This is a genomic window from Sphingomonas sp. 2378, assembly GCF_038084995.1.
Taxonomy (GTDB): Bacteria; Pseudomonadota; Alphaproteobacteria; order Sphingomonadales; family Sphingomonadaceae; genus Sphingomonas.
This window is the reverse complement of sequence record NZ_JAXCMJ010000056.1, coordinates 1-22,221: the sequence shown is the minus strand read 5'-3', so window position 1 is coordinate 22,221 and position 22,221 is coordinate 1. Positions and strand designations below refer to the sequence as shown.

18 protein-coding genes and 1 pseudogene are annotated in these 22,221 nt (G+C 66.6%); 14 read left to right on the top strand and 5 right to left on the bottom strand.

All coding sequences use genetic code 11. The features are described 5' to 3' along the window. Positions 1-121 precede the first annotated feature (121 nt). From SM191_RS17740 to SM191_RS17710, 7 genes are all read left to right on the top strand, one after another. Positions 122-739, top strand: a complete 618-nt coding sequence (locus tag SM191_RS17740; RefSeq protein WP_341507355.1) for an FMN-dependent NADH-azoreductase — start codon at positions 122-124, stop codon at positions 737-739. A 159-nt stretch (positions 740-898) separates the two neighbouring features. Continuing rightward, positions 899-1,771: a LysR family transcriptional regulator gene (locus SM191_RS17735; protein ID WP_341507354.1), complete on the top strand. Its 873-nt coding sequence runs from the start codon at positions 899-901 to the stop codon at positions 1,769-1,771. 107 nt (positions 1,772-1,878) lie between these two features. Beyond that, on the top strand, positions 1,879-3,864 hold the full coding sequence (locus SM191_RS17730) for a TonB-dependent receptor domain-containing protein (RefSeq protein WP_341507353.1): 1,986 nt from the start codon (positions 1,879-1,881) through the stop codon (positions 3,862-3,864). A 90-nt stretch (positions 3,865-3,954) separates the two neighbouring features. Then, positions 3,955-4,611, top strand: coding sequence for a PepSY-associated TM helix domain-containing protein (locus SM191_RS17725; protein WP_341507352.1), 657 nt, complete (start codon positions 3,955-3,957; stop codon positions 4,609-4,611). Positions 4,612-4,624: 13 nt separating this feature from the next. After that, a complete protein-coding gene (locus tag SM191_RS17720; protein WP_341507351.1) occupies positions 4,625-5,104 on the top strand; it encodes a DUF2271 domain-containing protein in 480 nt (159 codons plus the stop codon). 14 nt (positions 5,105-5,118) lie between these two features. Beyond that, positions 5,119-5,994, top strand: coding sequence for a DUF4198 domain-containing protein (locus SM191_RS17715; protein WP_341507350.1), 876 nt, complete (start codon positions 5,119-5,121; stop codon positions 5,992-5,994). Then, positions 5,994-6,983: an FAD:protein FMN transferase gene (locus tag SM191_RS17710; protein WP_341507349.1), complete on the top strand. Its 990-nt coding sequence runs from the start codon at positions 5,994-5,996 to the stop codon at positions 6,981-6,983. Before SM191_RS17715 ends, SM191_RS17710 begins: the two co-directional genes overlap by 1 nt. A gap of 30 nt (positions 6,984-7,013) precedes the next feature. Here the strand turns inward: SM191_RS17710 and SM191_RS17705 are convergent, their stop codons facing one another. The 5 genes from SM191_RS17705 to SM191_RS17685 all read right to left on the bottom strand — a co-directional run bounded on the left by SM191_RS17705 (position 7,014) and on the right by SM191_RS17685 (position 12,273). Further along, entirely contained in the window at positions 7,014-7,733 is a 720-nt protein-coding gene (locus SM191_RS17705; RefSeq protein WP_341507348.1) for a TadE/TadG family type IV pilus assembly protein, read from the bottom strand. 53 nt (positions 7,734-7,786) lie between these two features. Further along, positions 7,787-8,368, bottom strand: a complete 582-nt coding sequence (locus tag SM191_RS17700; RefSeq protein ID WP_341507347.1) for a TadE/TadG family type IV pilus assembly protein — start codon at positions 8,366-8,368, stop codon at positions 7,787-7,789. An 11-nt stretch (positions 8,369-8,379) separates the two neighbouring features. Beyond that, positions 8,380-10,092, bottom strand: a complete 1,713-nt coding sequence (locus tag SM191_RS17695) for a pilus assembly protein (RefSeq protein ID WP_341507346.1) — start codon at positions 10,090-10,092, stop codon at positions 8,380-8,382. Positions 10,093-10,195: 103 nt separating this feature from the next. After that, positions 10,196-11,248, bottom strand: coding sequence for a zinc-dependent alcohol dehydrogenase (locus SM191_RS17690; RefSeq protein ID WP_341507345.1), 1,053 nt, complete (start codon positions 11,246-11,248; stop codon positions 10,196-10,198). Beyond that, a complete protein-coding gene (locus tag SM191_RS17685; protein WP_341507344.1) occupies positions 11,245-12,273 on the bottom strand; it encodes a patatin-like phospholipase family protein in 1,029 nt (342 codons plus the stop codon). Before SM191_RS17685 ends, SM191_RS17690 begins: the two co-directional genes overlap by 4 nt. Positions 12,274-12,437: 164 nt before the next feature. Between SM191_RS17685 and SM191_RS17680 the strand changes: the two genes are divergently transcribed. The 7 genes and pseudogenes from SM191_RS17680 to SM191_RS17650 all read left to right on the top strand — a co-directional run bounded on the left by SM191_RS17680 (position 12,438) and on the right by SM191_RS17650 (position 22,091). Then, positions 12,438-13,940, top strand: a complete 1,503-nt coding sequence (locus SM191_RS17680; protein WP_341507343.1) for an MFS transporter — start codon at positions 12,438-12,440, stop codon at positions 13,938-13,940. 99 nt (positions 13,941-14,039) lie between these two features. After that, complete coding sequence (locus SM191_RS17675; RefSeq protein WP_341507341.1) at positions 14,040-16,262, top strand: hypothetical protein; 2,223 nt, start codon at positions 14,040-14,042, stop codon at positions 16,260-16,262. 9 nt (positions 16,263-16,271) lie between these two features. Next, positions 16,272-17,009: an SDR family oxidoreductase gene (locus SM191_RS17670; protein WP_341507340.1), complete on the top strand. Its 738-nt coding sequence runs from the start codon at positions 16,272-16,274 to the stop codon at positions 17,007-17,009. A 109-nt stretch (positions 17,010-17,118) separates the two neighbouring features. After that, a complete protein-coding gene (locus SM191_RS17665; protein WP_341507339.1) occupies positions 17,119-18,240 on the top strand; it encodes a glycoside hydrolase family 43 protein in 1,122 nt (373 codons plus the stop codon). A gap of 176 nt (positions 18,241-18,416) precedes the next feature. Further along, positions 18,417-20,072: pseudogene (locus tag SM191_RS17660) on the top strand (glycoside hydrolase family 97 catalytic domain-containing protein); the annotation flags it as partial. After that, positions 20,067-20,384 carry a glycoside hydrolase family 97 C-terminal domain-containing protein gene (locus SM191_RS17655; RefSeq protein ID WP_341507356.1) on the top strand — a complete coding sequence of 106 codons (318 nt, stop codon included), beginning with the start codon at positions 20,067-20,069 and terminating at the stop codon, positions 20,382-20,384. The pseudogene SM191_RS17660 and the gene SM191_RS17655, both read left to right, overlap by 6 nt. A 60-nt stretch (positions 20,385-20,444) precedes the next feature. Next, positions 20,445-22,091 (top strand): glycoside hydrolase family 43 protein, encoded by a 1,647-nt coding sequence (locus SM191_RS17650; protein WP_341507338.1) that lies wholly within the window; start codon positions 20,445-20,447, stop codon positions 22,089-22,091. Positions 22,092-22,221 lie beyond the last annotated feature (130 nt).

Below are 22,221 nucleotides of genomic sequence, written 5' to 3'. Positions count from 1 at the left end.
GTGTCGCCACCCGCTACGACAAACTCGCCGCCAACTTCCTGTCAGGCGTCGCCATCGCAACCGCCCTCGCCTTCTGGCTCTGATTGAGTCTCAGCCCTACCCTATGCCCGCTGGAACAACCATGACCAACATCCTTCTCGTGACGTCGAGCCCGCGTGAGGCCGAGAGCCTGTCCACCCGCTTCGCAACCGAGATCGCCGAGGGTCTTCGGACCCGTTCGGGCGGTACGCTCGTCACCCGTGACCTTGCGGCGGCCCCGCCCCCGCATATCGGCCCGGCCTATATCCATGGCCGTGTCGCGACGCCCGAGGCTCGCACACCCGAGCAGGCCGACGCGGTCGGCCTGGCGCAGGCGCTGGTCGAGGAGGTCAAGGCCGCCGACATGATCGTCCTGGGTTCGGGCATGATCAATTTCGGCCTTTCGTCGCAGCTCAAGGCCTGGTTCGATCACATCACCTGGCCGGGTGTGACCTTCGGCTATGGCGACGCTGGTCCGGAAGGGTTGCTGACCGGGAAGAAGGTCTATCTGGTTGCGGCCGCAGGCGGCGTCTTCTCGGACGGGCCCTGGGCCCCCTTCGATTTCCAGACCGGCTATCTGCGCCACCTGTTGGGCTTCATCGGCCTGACCGACGTCGAAATCATCCGCGTGGAGGGCACTGTCTTCGGACCCGAGGCCGCCAAGGCAGCCATCGCCGCCACCGAAGCCCAGCTTCGCTCGGTTCTGGAAAAGGCCGCCTGAAGGCGGTGCCATGTCCCCCGACCTATGAACCCAAAGGAACCAGGCGATCGAATTCCCTTCCCCGGATTGCCTGCCTCACCGGCTTTTAGTAATGATGTGCAATATCAATATTGACGTTGAAGAGGCGAGACCATTCATCCGGGGCATATCGACCTGAATTTGCTGGCGACCCTGGCGGTGCTCCTCCAGACCCGGAGCGTCACGGGGACCGCCCGGCGGCTGGGGCTGAGCCAGCCGACGGTCAGTCGTTCGCTGGCAGAATTGCGGCACATCCTCGACGATCCTCTTCTGGTCAGGACCAGCGGCGGGATGCAGCGGACCCGGCGTGCCGAGGGGCTGGTCGGTCCCGTCGAGGAATGGCTCGCCTCCACCAGTGCCCTGCTCCATGCGCCCAGCTTCGCGCCGGACACGCTGGAGCGATGCTTCCGGATCGCCTCGACCGACTATGGCGTCCTGACGGTGATCGCCCCCGCACTCGCGGCGATCACCGCCGAGGCTCCGGCGGTCACGATCGACATCGTGCCGTTCAGCCCGGACATGATGCAGAAGCTCGCCTCGGGCGAGATCGACCTGGTCGTCTCGGGCCTGCCGGCGGAACGGGATACGGTCCCCAGCCGCGCGCTCTTCTCCGACACGTTCCGCTGCATCATGCGCCAGGGTCATGCGCTGGCGGGCCGGGACTCGCCACTGCCGCTCGATGATTTTTTCGCCTGGCCGCATATCGGCGTGGTGGTCGGCGACATGGCCGTCGACGGGGTCGAACACCGGCTGGGCAGCCGCAGCGCCGAGCGGCGTATCACGGCCCGCTTGCCCTATTTCCATGCCGCCCCCGCACTTCTGGCGGGCAGCGACGCGCTGATGACCCTGCCCAGCCGTGCGGCCGCGCGCTTCGCCGACAGCCATGGTCTTGCGATCCGACCCGCGCCGGAGATGATTGCCCCGCTCGACTATCGCCTGCTCTGGCATCCACGCAGCGCACGCGACCAGGCGACCCAGTGGCTGGCCGACCTGCTGGCCAGGCATTGCGCATGATCGGGGTGAATAAGCGTTATTCGCATTTCGCGTCTGGCCGGTTCCCAACCCAGACGGCATAGGGCTGCGAACGACTTGCAATAGCAAGCGTGAAAACGGGAACCTCCATGCCGACCATCGCAAACCGCTCGACCGCGGCGCTCATCGCGCTCGCCTGCTCCACACCCGCGCTCGCCGCCGGTTCGGAGCCGACACCCACCGAACAGACGACCCGCGCGGATGAGATCGTCGTCACCGCCTCGGGCGGGCGCGAGCAACAGGTGAAGAACGCGCCCGCCTCGATCAGCGTGCTGACCCGCGAGGATCTGGACCGGCTGCCTTACCGCGAGGTCACCGATGCGCTGCTGGAGATTCCGGGCGTCACCGTGACGCCGGGCGAGGGCAATAGCCGCGATATCTCGATCCGCGGCATGGCCCCGCAATATACGCTGATCCTGGTCGACGGTAAGCGCCTGTCGAGCCGCGAGACCCGCACCAATGGCGGCAACATCTCCGAAGGCGGACAATTGCCGCCGCTGGAGGCGATCGAGCGGATCGAGGTCGTGCGCGGCCCGATGTCCTCGCTCTACGGATCGGACGCGATGGGCGGCGTGGTCAACATCATCACCCGCCGGATCGCCAAGACCTGGCGCGGCAGCGCGCGCGTCAACGGGACGATGCAATTCGGCTCCGACTATGGCAATGTCGGCGACGGCAATTTCTACCTGTCCGGCCCGATCGCCGGATCGGTCGGCATCCAGTTGCAGGGCGCGGCGACCCGGCGTGCCGAGGACCGCGTCATCGGCGGTTCGCCCGAGCGTCAGGACGAGAGCTTGGCGGGCAAGATCGGCTGGAACGCCGGACCCGATCACAGCTTCCTCGCCGAACTCGGCTATTATCGCCAGACCGTGACGACGACGGCGGGCAAGACGGTGGCGACCAGCGCGACCGTGCCGGTCGGCACCGAGACGATCCAGTCGCAACGGCGCGCCGTCGGCTCGATCAGCCATAGCGGCCGCTGGGGCTTCGCCACATCGGAAAGCTATCTCCAGCTGGAGGATGCCAAGAGCATCCAGGACGGCAAGCAGATCAAGAACCTGGTCGGCCAGTCGATCTGGATGGTGCCATTGCCGTCCAACTCCCTGAGCGTCGGCGCTTTCTATCGCCATGAGGACCTGACCGACACGGTCGGCAACCTTCTGGCGGGCTCGACCCGCGACGGCGCGCGGCGGCGGCAGATGGCGTTGTTCGCGGAAAACGAGCTGACCCTGCTGACCGGGCTGCGGCTGACCGGCGGGCTGCGCATGGACGACGATCAGCAATATGGCACCCACTGGACGCCGCGTATCTATGGCGTGTGGGAGATCGACCGCGCCTTCACGCTGAAGGGCGGCTATTCGCAGGGCTTCCGCGCGCCCAATCTGCGCCAGACCCTGGCAGATTGGGGCCAGTCGAGCCGGGGCGGCACCATCTATGGCAATCCCGACCTGTCACCGGAAACCTCACGCACCGTCGAGGCCGGATTGCTTTATGACGGCGGCGCGGTGCAGGCGAGCCTGACCGCCTATGACACGCGGTTCAACGACAAGATCACCCGCGTCACTTGTCTGGCCGCCAATGCCTGGTGCACGGGCGAGCCGCTCAGTTCGATCGGTCGTCCGCCGACGACCTATGTCAATGTCGACCGCGCCAAGGTGCGCGGGATCGAAGCGACGGTGGATGTCCCGCTGACCCGGACGCTGCGGCTGAACGCGACGGGGACGCTGACCGATTCCGAGCAGCTGAGCGGGGCCAATATCGGTGCGGCGCTGAACGACACGCCCAAGCAGCAGGCCAGCGCCTCGCTCAACTGGAGGCCGAACACGCGGTTCAGCGGCTATGTGCGCGGCATCTTTCGTGGCAAGGAGGCGATCACCGAGGCGCAGATCAGCGGCAATGCGACCGTCGCCCCCTCCTATACGACCGTGGACATCGGCGCGTCCTACAAGATGACGCGGCGCTTCACCCTGCACGGCGGCGTCATGAACCTGTTCGACAAGCGGCTGACCTTCGAGCGGTTCGGCTATGTGATCGATCCGGCGCGGGTCTGGATGGGGATCGCGGCGCGCTTCTGAGCCATGACGGAAAAATCACTTCTGCAAGTCGCTCGCAATAGCTAAGACGGCTGTCGACCAGCACCGTGCCGCAAGGACGATTCCCTCTCGATGCCCGACCGACCGACCCCTTCCACCGCCGCCCGCACGCCACGCCCGCCGCGCAAGGCACGGGCGATATGGCTGCGACAGCTTCATACCTGGCACTGGATCAGCGCGGCCCTGTCGCTGACGGGGATGATGCTGTTCGCGGTGACCGGGCTGACGCTCAACCATGCCGCGTCGATCGGGGCGGAGCCGCGCGTGACCCAAGGCGGCGGCGTGCTGCCCGCCCCCCTGCTCGGCCAGTTGAAGGGCCCGCATGACGCCAAGGCGCCCCTGCCCGACGCGGTGGCACGCGCGATCGCGGACCGATACGCGCTCGACCCCAGCGGCCATGCCGCCGAATGGTCCGGCGAGGAGGTCTATGTCGCCATGCCGTCGCCCGGCACCGACGCCTGGGTCAGCATCGACCGGAGCAATGGCCGGGTTTCGACCGAGACGACCTGGCGCGGCTGGGTCTCCTATCTCAACGACCTGCACAAGGGTCGGAACACCGGCGACGCCTGGTTCTGGTTCATCGACGCCTTCGCGGTCGCCTGCCTGATCTTCACCCTGACCGGCCTGCTGCTGCTCCAGCTTCACGCCAGGCATCGACCATCGACCTGGCCGCTGGTCGGTGCCAGCCTGGCGATCCCGGTCCTGCTCGCCCTTTTCCTGATTCATTGAACGGAGGACATCCATGTTCAAAGCCCCGCTGATCGCAACCGCCATCCTTGCCGTGCCCACCGCCGCCAGTGCGGCCAGCACGGTGAGCGTCACCATCCCGCGCCTGAACGTCGCCGAATATCACCGTCCCTATGTCGCCGGATGGCTGGAGCCCGCAGGCGGCGGTGCGGCGCGCACCCTGTTCGTCTGGTATGACGTCCGCAAGGCGGGGGCGGAGCCGGGGACCAAATGGCTCGCCGATCTGCGTAGCTGGTGGCGCAAGGGGGGCCGTGGCCTGACCCTGCCCGCCAATGGCGTCTCCGGCGCGACCCGGCCGCCCGGCACCTATCGCATCGCACTGCCCGCCAACCTGCCCGCCGGGCAATATGTCCTGCATGTCGAGGCCGCGCGCGAAACCGGGGGCCGCGAGCTGGTGTCGATCCCGCTGAAGGCCCCCGCCGGTACGGGCTCCGCCACCGGTTCCACCGAGCTCGGCTCGGTCACCATTCGTTGAACAGGGAGTTCAAAATGCGCCGACTTTCGATGCTGATCGCCACGGTCAGCCTGACCTGCCTCGCCCCGCCCGCGCTCGCGCACCGCATGTGGCTGTTGCCCTCCACCACGACGCTGGCCGACACCGGTCAGTGGGTGACGGTCGATGCGGCGATCTCCAACGATCTCTTCTATCCCGATCACGTCGCCTTTCCGCTGGAGCAGGTAAAGGTCTGGACGCCCGAGGGAACTCCGGCGGAGGTGCAGAATGGCGCCACCGGCCGTTATCGCACGACCTTCGACGTCAAGATCGACCGCCCCGGCACCTGGAAGATCGGCAGCGAGATGAACGCGGTCATGGGCAGCTTCACGCTCAATGGCGAGACGTGGCGCGTCGGGCGGCGGCGTGGGCCCGGAGGTCCGGGCGGTCCGGGCGGCGGCGCACCCGGCCAGTCCGGCGCCCCGGTGCGGTCCGTCGCGACGGTCGAGGAGATTCCGGCCAACGCCACCGATGTGAAGCTGACCGAGAGCATCAGCCGCAACTTCACCTTCGTCACCGCCGGGGCGCCGACCACCGCCGCCTTCACGCCGACGGGCAAGGGGCTGGAGTTCCAGCCGATCAGCCACCCCTCCTCGCTGGTCGCCGACGAGCCCGGCCAGTTCCGCTTCCTGATCGACGGGAAGCCCGCCGCCGGGATCAAGGTCACGGTCGTGCCCGGCAGCAAGAAGTTCCGCGCCGCCGAACAGGCGCAGGAGCTGACGACCGGCGCGGACGGCGTGGTTCGGGTGACATGGCCCATTGCGGGGACCTATTGGATCAGCGCGACCGCGACCGATGCGCATCCCAGCATCCCGCGCGCGACCGAACGGCGCATGAGCTACACCACCACGGTCGAAGTCCCCGCGCCCTGATGACGCCCGCGCCCCACCCCGTTCCGCGGATCGCCGTGCCGGTCGCGCTCGACCCGGCGGCATTCCGGGAATGGGACCGGGGCGCGGAGACGGTGTCGCTGGGCGGCGAGACGATGGGCACCGGCTGGCGCGTGCATTTCGCTCGCCCGCGCGACCTCGATCCCGAGGTGCTGGGCGCCGCCATCCAGACCCGGCTCGACGCACTGGTCGGAGAGATGAGCCATTGGGCGGCGGACTCGCATCTGTCGCAGTTCAATGCCGGGGCGGCGGGGACATGGGTCACCCTGCCGCCCGACTTTGCGACGGTCATGGCGACGGGTCTTGCCATCGCCCGCCGCTCGGACGGTGCCTTCGATCCGACGATCGGGGCATTGGTCGATCTCTGGGGCTATGGCGCCACGCCCGCCCCCCATGCCCCCGATGATGCGGCGATCCGCGACGCGCTTGCCTCCGGCGGCTGGCATCGCCTGAACTATGAACCCCTGCCCCGCCGCCTTTGCCAGCCGGGCGGCCTGCGGCTGGATTTCTCCGGCATCGCCAAGGGTCATGCGGTCGACCGGATCGCCGATCTGCTGGCCGATCGGGGCGTGCGCCATGCGCTGGTCGAAATCGGCGGCGAACTGGTCGGGCGCGGATTGCGGCCTGATGGCGATCCCTGGTGGGTCGATCTGGAAACGCCGGACGACCGGTTCGCGCCGCTGCGGGTCGCGCTCCACCAACTCGCGGTCGCGACATCGGGGGACTATGTCCGGGGTCGGCATACGATCGATCCCCGAACCGGTCGCCCGGTCGCGCATGCGATGAGCGTCAGCGTCCTCCACTCATCCGCCATGCATGCCGATGCCTGGGCGACCGCGCTGGGCGTCGCCCAACCCGAGAAGGCCCGCGTTCTGGCGATCCGCGAAGGGCTGGCCGCCCGCTTCCTGTGGCGTACGCCGGGCGAACCGATCGAATGGATCAGCCCCGCGCTGCAAACCATGTTGGCCTGAGCATCAAGCTCGGCGTTTGTTGCCCGGAGGTCATACCGAGGGGACTGCTGCGCTATAGAGGCGGCAATCCGCGCGTCTGCCCCCGGCAAGCTGACCATCGTTGCGGAGCGAATACGCCGTCCTCTCACGGACATTGAACGCCATGACCCGTCGGATCCGCAGATTTCCCAGTGCCGAGGTGATCAGGCTGATCGGCGCGAGCGGCTGGTAATCATAGACCAGCTCGACGACCATCACCGCGGTGCCGGTCGACGCGGCGATACGGTGGCCCACATTCCCCATCCCGTCCAGCGCGAACGCATCCTCGACGGCGCCATGGTCGCTGTTCGCATTGTCGTCCAGATTGGAGACCGCCGCACCGGCACCGTCGAGGGGTCCGCCGAGCGTCGAGGTCACGGCCAATGCTCCGGCGCAACGCTGCCACCTGATCCATTGGCGATAGCCATTGGGATTGTCGCTCGACACCGGTCCCTTGCCATCGGGCCCGGTCACGGTGGTGCGCTGTTCCAGGTCGGACAGGATGATGCGGCCATGCGCCGCCAGCGAAAGCGGCTCCCCCATCTTCATGGCGCCGATCATCAGTTCGGTGATGTCCGCCTCGTCTATGGTCGTCCGGACGCGTCCCGCATTGTCGGCCACGGCCATCGCGATCTGCGACATTCGCAGATTGGCCATGACGTAATTGCCCAGTTCCACCCCGCCCACGCCCAGCAGCAGGATGACCGGGGCCGCGATCGCGAACTCGATCATGGCGACGCCCCGCCGCGCCCGCGCAAGCGCGGCGAAATGCTGGCGGAGGGCGCTCAATGGCACAGCGTGGCGGGCTCGGCCTGCGATGCGTAAGGCTGGTTCTTCAGCATCGTCGTGGCGGTCAGCGTGGTCATGACGCTCCACCCCATCAGCTTTCGCATGGGCATGATCTCGGGATAGGTCACCGTTGCGGTATAGAGGACCACATCGTCCGACCCGCCGGTCCCCGCCCTGGCGGCATCGGCATCCCATATTCCGTTTCCGTTGATGTCGATGAAACAGTCCCCGGCATTATAGATGCCCAGCGGCGGCTTGTCGGTGACGATCGGCTCGGCCCTGGCGATCTGCTGGAATTTGCCATAGCTGGTGGGCGCGACGACGACCCTGGCGTCGCGCGAGATGGCCGAGACGCTGTCCTGGACCAGGGCGGTCAATTGCACCGCCGTCGTGCCGGTTCCCACGGTGACCCGGCGTGCGGCGCGGTCGAGCGAATCCTGGACCTGGGTGGCGACATATTGTCGATAGCCCAGGTCGAACAATCCGCACATCATGGCGATGGCGGGCAAGGATATCAGGGCGAACTCGACCACGGTGGCGCCGCGCCTGTCCCCGCCGATCCCCGAGAGGATGGCCATCCGCCGCCCCCTCATTGCGTCAGCCTCAGCGCACCGATGTTCTTGCCGATCTCCACGAACCGCGCCATCAGCGCCGATTGGTCCGCTGAGGTGGACGCCTGGCTGGGGGTGCTCGCACAATTGGTGAGCGAGGCATCCAGCGCGGTGGCGAAGCCGATCACCCATATCGAATAGCCCATGGACTTGGCCTGCGAGCAGAGCAGGTTGAAGCGCTGCTTGTGACGGGCGAGTTGATCCGCCTGGTTGGACGCTCCTCCGCCGGGCGTTACCCGGGCGTCGAGCTGTTCGACGCCATAGGAGGAATAGAGCGCGGGATAACCCGTTTCGAACTGGCCGTCGGTCATGAAGATGATGTATTTCTTGACCGGCATCATATTGTACCGGTCCGGATTGCCCGGACCGAAGATCCCACCCGCAGACGCCCAACGCGCGCCCCACATCATCCCGTTGTCGTGATAGGTGCCGCCGTCCGGATCGAGCGTGTCCAGATAGGTTTTCAGATCGCTCTTCGACCAGATGCGCATGGTCGCTGCGGCCGTCGGACAGGCAGATTGCGGCTTATAGATGTCCGTCGGATATCTGATCTGGTAACTGGTATATTCGACCTCCGGCCAATAGGGTTTCCACCGGGTGGCGTCGTTGTTCGGTATCAGATTGATGTCGAGATCGGTCGCGCCCGATGGGATCGCCGTTTCGGTTGCGCTCATGCGAACGGTCTGCCGTTCCTCGATGCACCCTTGCCAGGAAATTTTTCGGGAGACCGTCCTGACCGGCGTCGCCCCGCTATCATCCGCGGTTCCGATCAACTCCGCCACATCGACGCTCGACCCCGAGACATAGGCCGCCGTGTCGAGCGAACGGGGCAAGTAGCGGAAATAGGTGCAGCTTCCCCGCCCCCGATTATAGCTGCCGTTGAGTTTGCCGCAGCTATCCGAGCTTCTCGAATCGGTCACCACCTCTCGCGATTGATAGGTCCATGCGCCCGAAACCATATAATCGGGGCTGGCCGATCGGATCGCCTTTCCGACGTTCACCGCACTCGAATAGGGGACCACGCCATAGCGAAGGCGCATGCCGGAGGCGGCAAGCTGCGCCTGGATCGGCGCAAGCTGGTCGTACAGCCCCAGAACGGCGGCACGCAGGGCCTCGATCTTGGTGACGGAGTCGCTGGAGGTCGCCTTGTCCTTCATCGAGCCGGTGGTATCCAGCACGAAGACGATGTCGGTGTTCACAAAGTCCTGCGACGCGTTGCAGCTGACCGCGACGGGCAATTCCTTGAACCCGAATATGCGCATGATCGAGGTCGGGACCGTGGTGGCCGCATCGATCACGACCGTCGTCTTCGACGTGGTGTCGCTGGTGACGGAGGGGGTGAACGGCTTGGCGCCGAACAGACCCTGTTTGAAATTGAAGTTGAAGAATTTGGCGGCTTCGACACGGACCGCATCGTCGACCGCGCCGGTCGTCATGGCGCGTCGCCCCGCCAGGACGCCGGCATCGCAGGCGATCTGCATCTGCTTGCGCGCGACATAGCCCGTGCCGATATCGATCGCCGAACCGACCAGCGCCAGGAGCGGGATAAGCGCGAAGGCCCAGAGCAGCATGACATTGCCACGGCGGTCGCCGACCAGCCTGGGCATCGCGCCGATCCCGATGGGCCCCGCTCCGCCGATCGCTGGCGTCCCTTGGTTGAGAAACACGTCATGAACCATCCCGACCCGCATGACGAAATCGGGTAAACGGGGCGTGTACGGAATGGTTTATTCCGGACTTTTTTGGTCGCCCTATCAGCCGGTTGCTTGCTTAACCCCGCAGAGCCCCGAAGGACTATAGGACGAGGCCGACGAAGATCGCCCCGGTGCGACGACGGTCCTGGGCGGTTTCGAATGCTTCGTTGATCCGGTCGAGGGGAAACCGGTGGGTGATGAGTTCCCGGGTCTTCAGCTTGCCCCGGACCAGCAGGTCGAGCACCTCGACCTGTTCGGCATGAATGTCATGAAAGGCAAAGCTGGCGCTGGGGATCAGGGTGATCTCGGACATCTGGATGCGCTGCCATTCCAGCGGGATGGCGATCGGCCCATCGTTGAAGCCACCGACGATGACGACCCGGCCGCCACGCCGGACAAGCCGGGTGGCGAGGGGCAGCGTCTCCGGCATGGAGGTGCCGCCTGCGCATTCGAACACGATATCCGCGCCCCGCCCGTCGCTCATCGCGCGGACCGCCGCCTCGGCATCCTCCCGGTCCGACCGGACGATCCTGTCCGCGCCCAGCCGCTCGGCGAGCGCCAGCGCATGGGGTAGCTTGTCGATGATCGTCACGGCGGCGCCGCTGGCTTTGGCCAGCATCAGCTGACCCAGCCCGATCGGCCCCGCGCCGATGATCGCGACGCGCGACCCGATGGTCAGGCCGGACAGATGCTGGGCATGAAGCGCCACCGCATAGGTATCGAGCAGCGCGGCATCGTCATAGCCGACGCTGTCGGGCAGCTTGTGGAATTTGTGCTGCGGCCCGACGACATATTCGGCATAGGCGCGCGAGACGCTGGCCCGGCGGGTGGCATAAAGATCGGGGCAGCGATTATATTGCTGGACGCGGCACCATTCGCAATGGCCGCAGCCCATTACGGATTCGACCAGCACCCGGTCGCCCACGGCCACCCGCTGGACCGCCGGTCCCACCTCGACCACATCGCCCGCCAGTTCATGGCCCATGATGCAGCAATGAAATTCCTCCTTGGGCTCTTCCCAATGGCGCAGGTCGGTGCCGCAGATGCCCGCCATCCGCACCCGCGCCCTGACCCAGTCGTCGGCGGGCAGCCGGGGCTCCTCCACCTCGGCGATCTCGAAGCGTCCATCGGCGGTCTTGCGCGCGGCTTTCATGGGCGTTCCTCCTGTACCTCTCCATCGGCAATGCCGGTCAGATGCAGCCCGGCCCGACCGAGCGGGATCGCGCCTTCGCGCAATCGGTCGAGCAGCAACGCGCCGTCCCGACGCCCCGCGTCCCACCGCTGGCGCACGGACAGGCCGGAAAAGTCCATTGCCTTGCCCGCCACCTCCCGTTGCTGGTCGGCATAGGTCAGGTGCGCCAGCGCGACGGCCCGGTCCGCCAGCGCCGGATCGCCGTCATAGCGGTGTCGCCACGCGGCGATCGTCCGGCGCGATTGCGCGGCGAAGGTCAGGTCCTGTGCCCGTGCGATCAGATGGCCGATCGTCCGCTCGCGAGAACCCGCGAGCGGCAACAGGTCGACCGCGATGCAGAGCACCGGTCGATCCTGGGGTTCGCCCAGAACGGGGTCGAGCGGCAGATTGGCCGAAAGGCCGCCATCGACATAGGTCACGCCATCGACCGTGATCGGTGGAAAGGCGGGCGGCATGGCACCACTCGCGCGGACATGATCGGGTTCGATCCGCGCCGCGCGATTGTCGAACAGCACCTCCGCTCCGGTGTCGAGCGCCACCGCCTGGACCGTGAAGCGGACCGCCCCCGCGTTCAGACGATCGAAATCGACCAGCCGGGACAGGCTGTGCCCCAGCGGCGCGGTATCGTAGAGCGCGGGCGCATCGCGGGTCGCCAGCGCGGTGCCGAGCGGGGCGAACATGCCGCCATGCCCCGTCAGCATCGTCGCCATCACCTCACCGCTGCGCCGCCAGGTGTCGAAGGGTTCGCCATGATCCAGGCTGGCCGACACCCGGGGCCGCCAGAACGCGTGAAGGCGATCCAGCCGATCCTCCGGCGCATTGCCCGCCAGGATCGCGCCGTTCACCGCGCCCGCCGAGGTGCCGACGATCCAGTCGGGCTGGACGCCGCCCTCATGCAGCGCCTCGTACACCCCCGCCTGATAGCCCCCCAGCGCATTGCCCCCTGCAAGGACCAGGGCGATCCGGCAATCCGACATCAGGGTCATGCGAAACGGGTCCTGCCAAAGGGGAGCATTGCAAGGCCCAACCCGCCAAGGCCGTGAAGGTGGCGAATGATCGTTATGATTTTCTTTTATTCTCAATGATCTAAATCAACGAACGGGCGAGCCGGTCGAAACCCGGTCCGCACAAAGTCCGTTGACCGGGCCGGATGACACTCGACCCGCAACCCCAGTTGACCATCGCCGATCGCGAGCGCGGCTTGCGGCTGCTCGTCAACGAGGCGGTCTTTTCGGGCGGCGCGGCGGCGCTGACCAGCGGGGTGATCCTGACCGCCTTCGCGCTCCATCTCGGCGCGTCCAACGTCATGGTCGGCATTCTCGCGGCGATGCCCTTCCTCGCGCAGTTGCTGCAACTCCCCGCCGTGCAACTCATCGAACGCTGGCGACGGCGCAAGCAGATCGCAGTGGTCGCCAGCCTGATCGGGCGGACGATGCTGGCGGTGATGGCCATGCTCTCCTTTTTCAGCGGGACCACCGCGCTGCTGGTCTTTCTGACCGCGCAGATGCTGCTCTGCGGACTGGGCGCGGTCGGTGGTTGCGCCTGGAATAGCTGGATGCGCGATCTTGCGCCCGAGGAGCGGCTGGGCGAGGTGTTCGCCCGCCGCACCGTCTGGCTGACCGCCGTCAGCCTTGTGCTGGGCCTGGTCGCCGCGCTCGCCTTCGACTGGACGGCGGCGGGATCGGGGGCCCGCAATGCCGTATTCGCCGCGATGTTCGCCGCGGGCTGCGTCACCGGGCTCATCAGCGCGCGGATCGTCGCGATGATGCCGGAACCGCTGATGCCGCCCGTCAAAGGCCATGCGAACCTTCGCGAGTTGCTGCGCCAACCGCTTGGCAATCCCAATTTCCGCCGTCTGCTGGTCTTCATCGCGAGTTGGCAGTTCGCGATCAACCTGGCGACGCCCTTCTTCACCGTCTTCATCGTCCGCCAACTGCATTTCGCGGTCAGCTTCGTTCTGCTCCTCAGCGTCGCCAGCCAGATCGCCAATATCCTGGCGCTCCGGCTCTGGGGGCGGCTGAGCGACCGGTTCGCCAACAAGTCGGTGCTGGCGGTCTGCGCGCCCGCCTATATCCTGGCGATCGTCGCGATGATCGGCGCATCGCAACTGGGCGACCGGACGGCGGTGAAGCTGTGGCTGGTCGGGCTGCACCTGATCATGGGCGCGACCATTGCCGGGGTAACGCTGGCCAGCACCAATATCGCGCTGAAGCTGTCGCCCAAGGGCTCGGCCACCGCCTATGTCGCGACCAGTGCGATGACCACCGCCGTCGCCGCGGGGGTGGCGCCCATATCAGGCGGGCTGCTCGCGCAATTCTTCGCCGCCCGCCAGTTCGAACTGGTCGCCCGCTGGAGCAGTCCGAACGGCGTCTTCACGCTGCCCATCGTGCTGACCGCCTGGGACTTTTATTTCCTGCTGGCCGGGCTGATCGGCCTATATGCCGTTCATCGCCTGTCGCTGGTCCGCGAGACGGGTGAGATCGAGCGGCGCGAGATGGTCGGACAGGTGCTGAACGAGACGCGGCGAAGCATCCGCAACATCTCCTCGGTCGCGGGCCTGCGCGCCGCGACCGACCTTCCCGCCGCGCTGCTTCGCGATGCCAGGCTCCGGATCCGGCTGAAGCGCGCGGAACAGCGGCCGCGAATGCGCTGACGCAGGTTAGCAAGCAATTGGTTTTGAACACTTTTGCCGGAACCGAGCCCGGCTCCGACGGCTTTTCCCCAGACCCTGTCATCCTATCGGAGTGGTCCCATGCCCCGAACGGCGACTGCCGAGGCGCCGCCGCCCATCAGCCCCCATCTCCTCGACCTGCGCGAGATGTTGCGGGGCGATCCCAAGCCGCTGGCGCGCTTCGATGTCGGCGAACTGACGGTCGCGCTGTACCGCACGACGGACTCGGCCTTCGCGGTCATACGGCGCGGGCGCAGCGGCGGTCTGGCCGTCCGGGCCGCCTTCATCCCCACATCCTTCGATTGCGAGCCGCTTCCGCCCGAGCCGGGCGAGGCCGCCCGCCTGCGTCTGACCAGCGCGATGGGCGAGCATGTCGTGACCTGTTTCGCGAACCGCGACGCGGTGGAGCGGGTGCGGATCGTCACCCGCTTCACCCCCGCCCGTCCGACGATCCTGCCTTTCGCGCCGCGTGACCTTTATCCGCTGGGCGCGGGCGACGACCCCACCCGCGCGACCGGCGAGGTCGAAGCGACGCAGCGCGGGCTGAACACTGGGCTGCTCTATTTCCGGATCGACGAACCGGCGTTCGGCAATGTCCTGTATATCCAGAACCTGACCGCCTCGAACGACTATTACCGCGCGACCGGCACCGTGCCGCGCGAGGCGGTGGCGGGGGCCTGGCCGGAACTGGGCTACGCCCTGCCCGTCCCCGAGCCCCAGGCCGATCCCGCCAAGGTCGCACTGACGCCCGGCCAGACGGTGACATTGTCCGACGCGATCCTGGTCTTCCGCCATCAGGCCCCGCCGCACGAGCGCGAGTCCGCGCGCCAGTTCGTCCAGATGCTGGGCAATGGCTATGATCTGCTGGAGCCGCCGCCGGTCGAATATCGCGATTGGATCGACCGGGCGGAGCGGACCATTCGTGATCTGGAGCACGCGCCGGAGGCGACGATCCGCCATTACGGCCACCGCTACATCCATCCCTATACCGCGTCCGAATATCCCGACATCATGGTGCAGATGACGGTCGTCGCCGCGCTTCACCAATGGAGCCGCTGGCTGGGCGAGCCGGTGCCGCTGCAAGCCGAATTGCAGGCCGGGCTGTCGAAATTCTACGACGAGGAACTGCGCACCTTTCGCCGCTATCTGCCCAATGTCGGCAAGGACAAACAGGCCGATGCGGTCGACAGCTGGTATCTCTATCACCCGCTGCTCAACCTCGGCACGCTGGCGCTCGACGGCGACCGAAAGGCGCGCGACCTGTTCCTGAAGGCGATCGATTACGGCGTGAGGGCGGCGCGGCATTTCGACTATCGCTGGCCGATTCAATATGACGTGACCGACTTCTCGATCATCGAGAAGGATGCCCCCGTCGATGGGCGCGGGCAGACCGATGTCGGCGGCGTCTATGCCTGGGTGATGCTCCAGGCGTTCGAGCTGACCGACGACAAGACCTATCTGGACGAAGCGCGCGCGGCGATCGACGCCGCCATCGGCCTGCGCTTCAACATCAACTATCAGGCGAACCTGACCGCCTGGGGCGCGGCGGCCTGTATGCGGCTGTGGCGGATCACCAATCGCGACGTCTATCGCGAGCAGAGCTATGTCTATCTCGCCAGTTTCCTGCACAATGCCGTGCTGTGGGACAGCAGGATCGGCCATGCCGTGCACTATGAGACGTTCATGGCGGTCACCTGCCTCCAGGATGCACCCTATATGGCGATGTACGAATGTTTCGACAGCTTCGTCGCATTCGAGCAGTATCTGAACGACGGCGGCCCCGATCTGGAGCCCGAGGCGCGGATGCTGCTGGGCGAATATTGTCGCTACGTCCTGTCGCGCGCCTGGTATTATTATCCCGACGCGCTGCCGCCCGAGGCGATCGCGGAAGAGCAGCGCGAGGCGAACGGCCATGTCGACCGTTCCCTCTCCTTCCCGCTGGAGGATCTCTATCCGGACGGCCAACCCGCCGGGCAGGTGGGACAGGAGGTTTATGGCGCGGGTGCCGCCTTCATCTTCGCCAGCCGCGCCTTCCACCATGTCGAGGGCGCGCCCTTCCGCCTGTTCTGCGACATGCTGGTCCGCGCGGTGGAGCGGATCGGCGACCGGGCGCTGTCGATCCTGCTCGACGGCGGCGAGACGCGCACCGCCAATCTCCGCCTCGTCCGGCTCAAGCGGCGCAAGCTGACCGACAGCAGTATCACGGCGGCGAGCGGCGAGACGATCGCCCCCGACATGACCGGCGCCGACCGCGTCGATTACCGCGTCCCAGCGCAGGGACGCCTGATCCTCACCTGGGAATAGGGAATAGCCATGACCGACAACCGCACCACCGATCTCTCGGGCCGGCGCATCCTGTTGACCGGCGGCACCACCGGCATCGGTCGGGCGACGCTGGAGGCGCTGGCGGCGCATGGCGCGCGCATCCTGACGTTCGGACGGCACCGGGAGTCGCTGGACGAGGCCTTGGCGGGCGTTGAGGGCGATGTGTCGGGCGTGGTCGAGGATGCGGCGACGCGCGACGGGATCGAGCGAGTCTTCGCCGCGGTCGATGAGCGGCTGGGCGGGATCGACATGCTCGTCGCCTGCGCCGCGGTCGGGGCGCAACCCATTCACGAAATGGAGGATGCGGACTGGCGCTATGTCATCGACGCCAATCTGACCGGCTATCTCGCCTGCGCCCGCGCCGCGATCCTGCGAATGGAGGAACAGGGCGGCGGCCACCTGCTGTTCGTCGGGTCGATCAGCACCGAGATCAAGGCGGCCGGCGAAAGCGTCTATGCCGCGACCAAGGCGGGCGTCCAGGCCTTTGCCGAGACGCTGCGCAAGGAGGTGGCGGACAAGGGCATCAAGGTCAGCATCATCCAGCCGGGCTCGGTCGACAGCGAGATGCAGGAATGCGACGCCGAGGAGAAACGAGCCGCCATCGCGGCGGGCCGGATGCTGCCGCCCGAGGATGTGGCGGATGCGATCCTCTTCGCCCTCACCCGCTCGCCTACCTGCGACATCGTCAATCTGCGGATCGAGCCGTTGATCCAGAAGACGGCCTGAAACCCGTCGCCCCGGCCGGCCGCAACGGCGACGCCCTCGGCGATTGACTTGCCCACCGAACTGGCAAAAACTCAGACAACTGAGAACATGGTCGGAGGGGAGAGTCGCTTTGAACAGGCGATGGGCATGGGGATGGCTGGGCGCGGCGCTCATGCTGGGCGGCGGCGCGGTTATGGCGCAGGACCCGCCGCCCCCCACGGCGCGGCAGTTGCGGATCGTCCCCGAACTGGCACCCGCGCCGAGCCCCGCATCCCCGCCTGAAAAAGCCAGAACCGCCTATCTGCTCAGCTATTTCAAGGAGCATGTCCATTCGCTCCATTTCGCGGTGTCGCGCGCCGGATACCGCTTCACCGACGTCAATGACGGGCGACCGGTGCTGTCGGGCGAGGCGGTGGCGGGGCAGAAGGGGATACGCGATCCCTATCTGATGCGGGGCGAGGACGGCGCCTTCTATCTGACGATGACCGACCTGCACATTTATGCGCAGAAGGAGGGGTGGCGCTCGACCGAATGGGAGCGCCCGGCGGCGGATTATGGCTGGGGCAACAACCGCGCCATCATCTTGATGAAGAGCCGCGACCTGATCCACTGGACGCATGCGCGGGTCGATATCACCCGTCTGTTCCCCGCCTATCGCAGGATGGGCATCGCCTGGGCCCCCGAGGCCTTTTACGACACCCGGCGACGCCAGGTGATGGTCTATTTCTCCACCCGGATCGGCAATGGCAAGAATTACCTGGTCTATTCCTATGCCGACCCGGCGTTCCGCACGTTGACCACCCAGCCCAAGCCGCTCTTCCCCTTCCCCCGCGCGGGCAAGAGCACGGTGGACGGGGACATCACCCGTGTCGGCGATCGCTATCACCTGTTCTTCAGCACCGATGACGGGACCGGCAATATCCGCCAGGCGGTGTCGAGCCGACTGACGGGCGGCTATGTCTATGACCCGACCAAGGTCGATCCCGAAAAGGTCGGGACCGAGGCGCCGATGGTGTGGCGTCGGCATGGGACCAACGCCTATGTCCTGATGTACGACGTCTATGCCGCCAAGCCCAACAATATGGGATTTTCGGAGACCAGGGACTTCAAGACCTTCCGCGATATCGGCCATTTCAACGATCCGGGCTCGCCGATGAAGACGACGAACTTCACCTCGCCCAAACACGGCTCGGTTACGGCGATCACGCCGGCGGAAGCGGATCGGCTGGAGCGCTATTTCGCGGGGCAGTGAAAGGCCGCCGAATTTGGCGTGCCTTACCAGCATGTTAAAGTACCGGGTGTGAAAAACGCTGCGCCTCGGACTCAAATTGCTTGCAACAGCCAAATTTAGATTTCACATATGCAAATATAGGATGGAGAGGATGACCAAGGGGGTGGCCGTGTCCCCGGCGGCGGAGCCGTCATGACATGGGCGCATCGCCATTGCCCGGGCTCGGCCCCTCGCCAGCCGACATAGTCCGAGCGGCATCCGATCGCGGTCCGGTCGATCATCATGGGAAAGCAAGGGGCCAGAACATGACGATATTCCACCGATCGCAGCTTCGAAACGGCGCATGTGGATGGGCCATGGCGTGTTTCGCGATCATGGCGCCGCTGTCGGCGGCGCAGGCCAGGACCGTCACCATCGCGAGCCCGGACGACAAGGTCCAGGCGACCCTGTCGGACGATAGAGGCAAGCTGCAATATCGCGTGACGGTCGATGGGCGACCGGTGCTCGATCCCTCGCCGCTCGGGATGCGCGTCGACGGCGTCGAACTGGGTGACGGGGCCGCGATCGGGACGGTTCAGCGTCGCAAGACCGACACCCGCTATCGCTTCTTCGGCGGCAAGGCGGAGGCGGTGGACCGCGCCAATATCGCCAGTGTCAGCCTGACCGCGCACGGCACCCGGTTCGAGGCGGATCTCCATGTCGCCGATGACGGCGTCGGCGTCCGCCTTCGCCTGCCCGCCAAGGCCGGGCGAATGATCGAGGGCGATCGCTCCGGCTGGAAACTCGCCGCTGCCGACCCCCGTGTCTGGGTCACCGCTCGCGATCCGGGATATGAGGATATCTACGCGGCCAAGACGCTGCGCGATGTCGTCGGCAAGCCGCTGGGGATGCCGCTGACCGCCAGGATCGACCGATATTGGGTGACGATCAGCGAGGCGCAGGTCGTCAACTACGGCGACATGGCGATCACGCCCGATGCGAACGGTCTGCTGGCGGGCGGCCTCTATACCGAGCCCAAGGGATGGCGGACCGATGCGGCGGTGGTTCAGCCCTGGCGGGTGACGATCGTGGCGCGCGACCTGACCGGTCTGGTCAACTCGACCCTGGTCCAGAACCTCAACCCGCCCCCCTCGCCCGCGCTCGCCAAGGCCGACTGGATCCGTCCCGGTCGCTCGACCTGGCAATGGTTGGCGATCGGCGCGCCTCTGGAGAACGACCAGCATCAATGGGTCGATTGGACCAAACAGATGGGCTATCCCTATTATCTCGTCGACGAAGGCTGGGCCGAGTGGAAACGCCCCTGGGAGACGCTGGCCGACACGGTGAACTATGCCCGGTCGCAGGGGATCGACATCTGGGTGTGGGTGCACAGCAAGGAGACGTTCGATCCCGCCGCGCGACGCGCGCTGCTCAGCCGCTATGCCCGGATGGGGATCGTCGGGGTGAAGGTCGATTTCCCCGAGCATCCCGACCATGTCTGGACCTAGTGGTATGAGGACTTCGCCCGCGACGCCGCCGCCGAGCGGCTGATGGTCGATTTCCACGGCGCGATGAAGCCGACCGGGACCGAGCGGACCTGGCCCAACGTCCTGACCCGCGAAGGCGTGCGCGGGCATGAATGGCATATCACCCGGTACAAGCGCGTTCTGCCGCCCGACCATGACACCATCCTGCCCTTCACCCGCTATGTCGTCGGGCCGGGCGACTATACGCCTACCGTGTTCGAGCCCAAGGAGTTGCAGGGCAATAGCTGGTCGCACGAAGTGGCGCAGGCGATCCTCTTCACCTCGCCCTATCTGGTGATGGGCGGCCATCCGCGCACCTATCTCGAAAACCCCGCGCTCGACGTGTTGAAGGCGATCCCGTCGATCTGGGACGAAACCATCGTCCTGCCCGGCAGCGAACCCGGGGAGATGGCGGGCTTTGTCCGGCGGCGCGGCAAGGACTGGTTCGTCGCGGTCATCAATGGCCCCACGGCGCGCCCGCTGAAGGTCGATCTGGGCTTTTTGGGCGGGGGCGAGTGGAGGCTCGTCTCACTGGCCGACGACCAGGCGCGCCCCGACGCCTTCGCCCGGACCGAGCGGACGGTGCGCTCGACTGGCGCGATCGAGGTGCCGTTGCGGTCGCAGGGCGGCTTTGTCGGCTGGCTCTGCCCCACGCGCTGAACCTATGCCCGCCGCCGAGCGATGATGCGGCGGGCTCGGAATGAGGACGGAAAGCGAGTGATGATGAACAGCGAGTCGGACCGACGTTCGGTCATGTTGGGGCTTTCGGCGCTGGGCGGTATCGCGCTGTGCCCGGGACAGGCCTCCGCCGCAGGACCGGCCACCGCCTCGCCCCTGCCACGCTGGGGCGATCAGGGGGATGGCAGCTTCGTCAACCCGATCATCCCGGCGGATTATTCCGATCTCGACGCGATCCGGGTCGACGACACCTATTACGCGATCAGTTCGACCCTGCACACCAGCCCCGCCATGGTCATCCTGCGCTCAGGCGACATGGTCAACTGGACGACCATCGGCCATGCGGTGCCCGACCTCGCCTTGCTGGGCGAGGAGGCGCTCGGCTGGCGCCGGATGCGGGGCTATGGCCGGGGCATGTGGGCGGGGGCGATCCGCCATCATGGCGGGCGCTTCTACATCTACTTTGCCTCTCCCGACAGCGGCCTGTACGTCACCACGGCGGAGCGCGCCGAAGGCCCCTGGACGCCGCCCCGCTCGCTGCTGCGCGAGGCGGGGTATGACGACCCCTGCCCCTTCTGGGACGAGGACGGATCGGCCTGGCTGGTGATGACCCGCTTCGCCGCCGATCCGGTTACGGGGCGGTCTTATGTCATCAGCCTGTACCGGATGAGCGAAGACGGGCTGACACTGGACCGGGCCTCCGCCCTGCCCATCCAGCAGTCGGAGGGGTCGGAGGCGAGCAAGCTCTACAAATTCGGTCCGCTCTATTATCATTATTTCAGCGAGGTGAAGCCCGAGGGCCGCGTTCCGATGATGAAGCGTGCGACCAGCCTGCCAGGCCTGGCGCAGGCGACCGCGGTGCAACTCGGCCATGTGAACGCCCCGGTCGATGGCGAGCCCAATCAGGGCGCGTTGCTGCAAGCCCGCGACAAAAGCTGGTGGTTCCTGACCCATCAGGGCCATGGCGACTGGCAAGGGCGCGCCATGTGCCTGCTGCCCGTCACCTGGACCGGGGGCTGGCCGATCATCGGGCGCGCCGGGCCGGACGGGATCGGCAACATGGTCTGGCGGTCGCGCAAGCCCATCGCATCGGCCCGCCCGCCCCTGCCCGATATGTCCGACGAGTTTCGCGGGGGGATCAAGCCGGTCTGGGAATGGAACCATGCCCCCCGGCACGACGCGTTCAGCCTGACCGAGCGGCCCGGCCATTTGCGGCTGAAGGCCTTTCCGCCAGCCTTCAAGGGATTGCGCGGAGTCGGCAACCTGCTCAGCCAGAGGTCGTGGCGGACGGCGGACAATCGGGCCAGCGTGGTCCTCGACCTGTCCGGCATGGTGGATGGGCAGACGGCGGGGCTGTGCCACCTCTCCGCCGCCGGAGCCTGGATCGGGGTGCGGCAATCGGCGGGGCTCAGGCGGCTCTGCTTCGCGCGGGGCGATATGGTGAAGGAGGGGCCGGTGGTCGATACGCCACTGATCCGCCTCGCCACCCGCTGGGGCGATGACGGCCGCGCGATCTTCGAGCATGATGGCGGCGGCGGCCGGTTCCGGCGCTTCGGCGAGCATTACGACCTGCAATGGCGCGACTATCGCGGCGACCGGGTGGGGCTGTTCACCGTCCATGACGCCGCGATGCGCGGGCATGTCGATTTTTCGGACTTCCGCTACCGGATCGCCTCGCAGAACGGGTGAGCGTCCCGGCGAAGGCCGGGACCGCTCCATTCCTCCCCTGCAAGGATTCCTCTGCGAAACGGCTCATTTGTGACAGAGGATCTGGGCGAGGCTTTCGCTGCAGGGATCCGGTACGGGCCTTGGTCAGCTT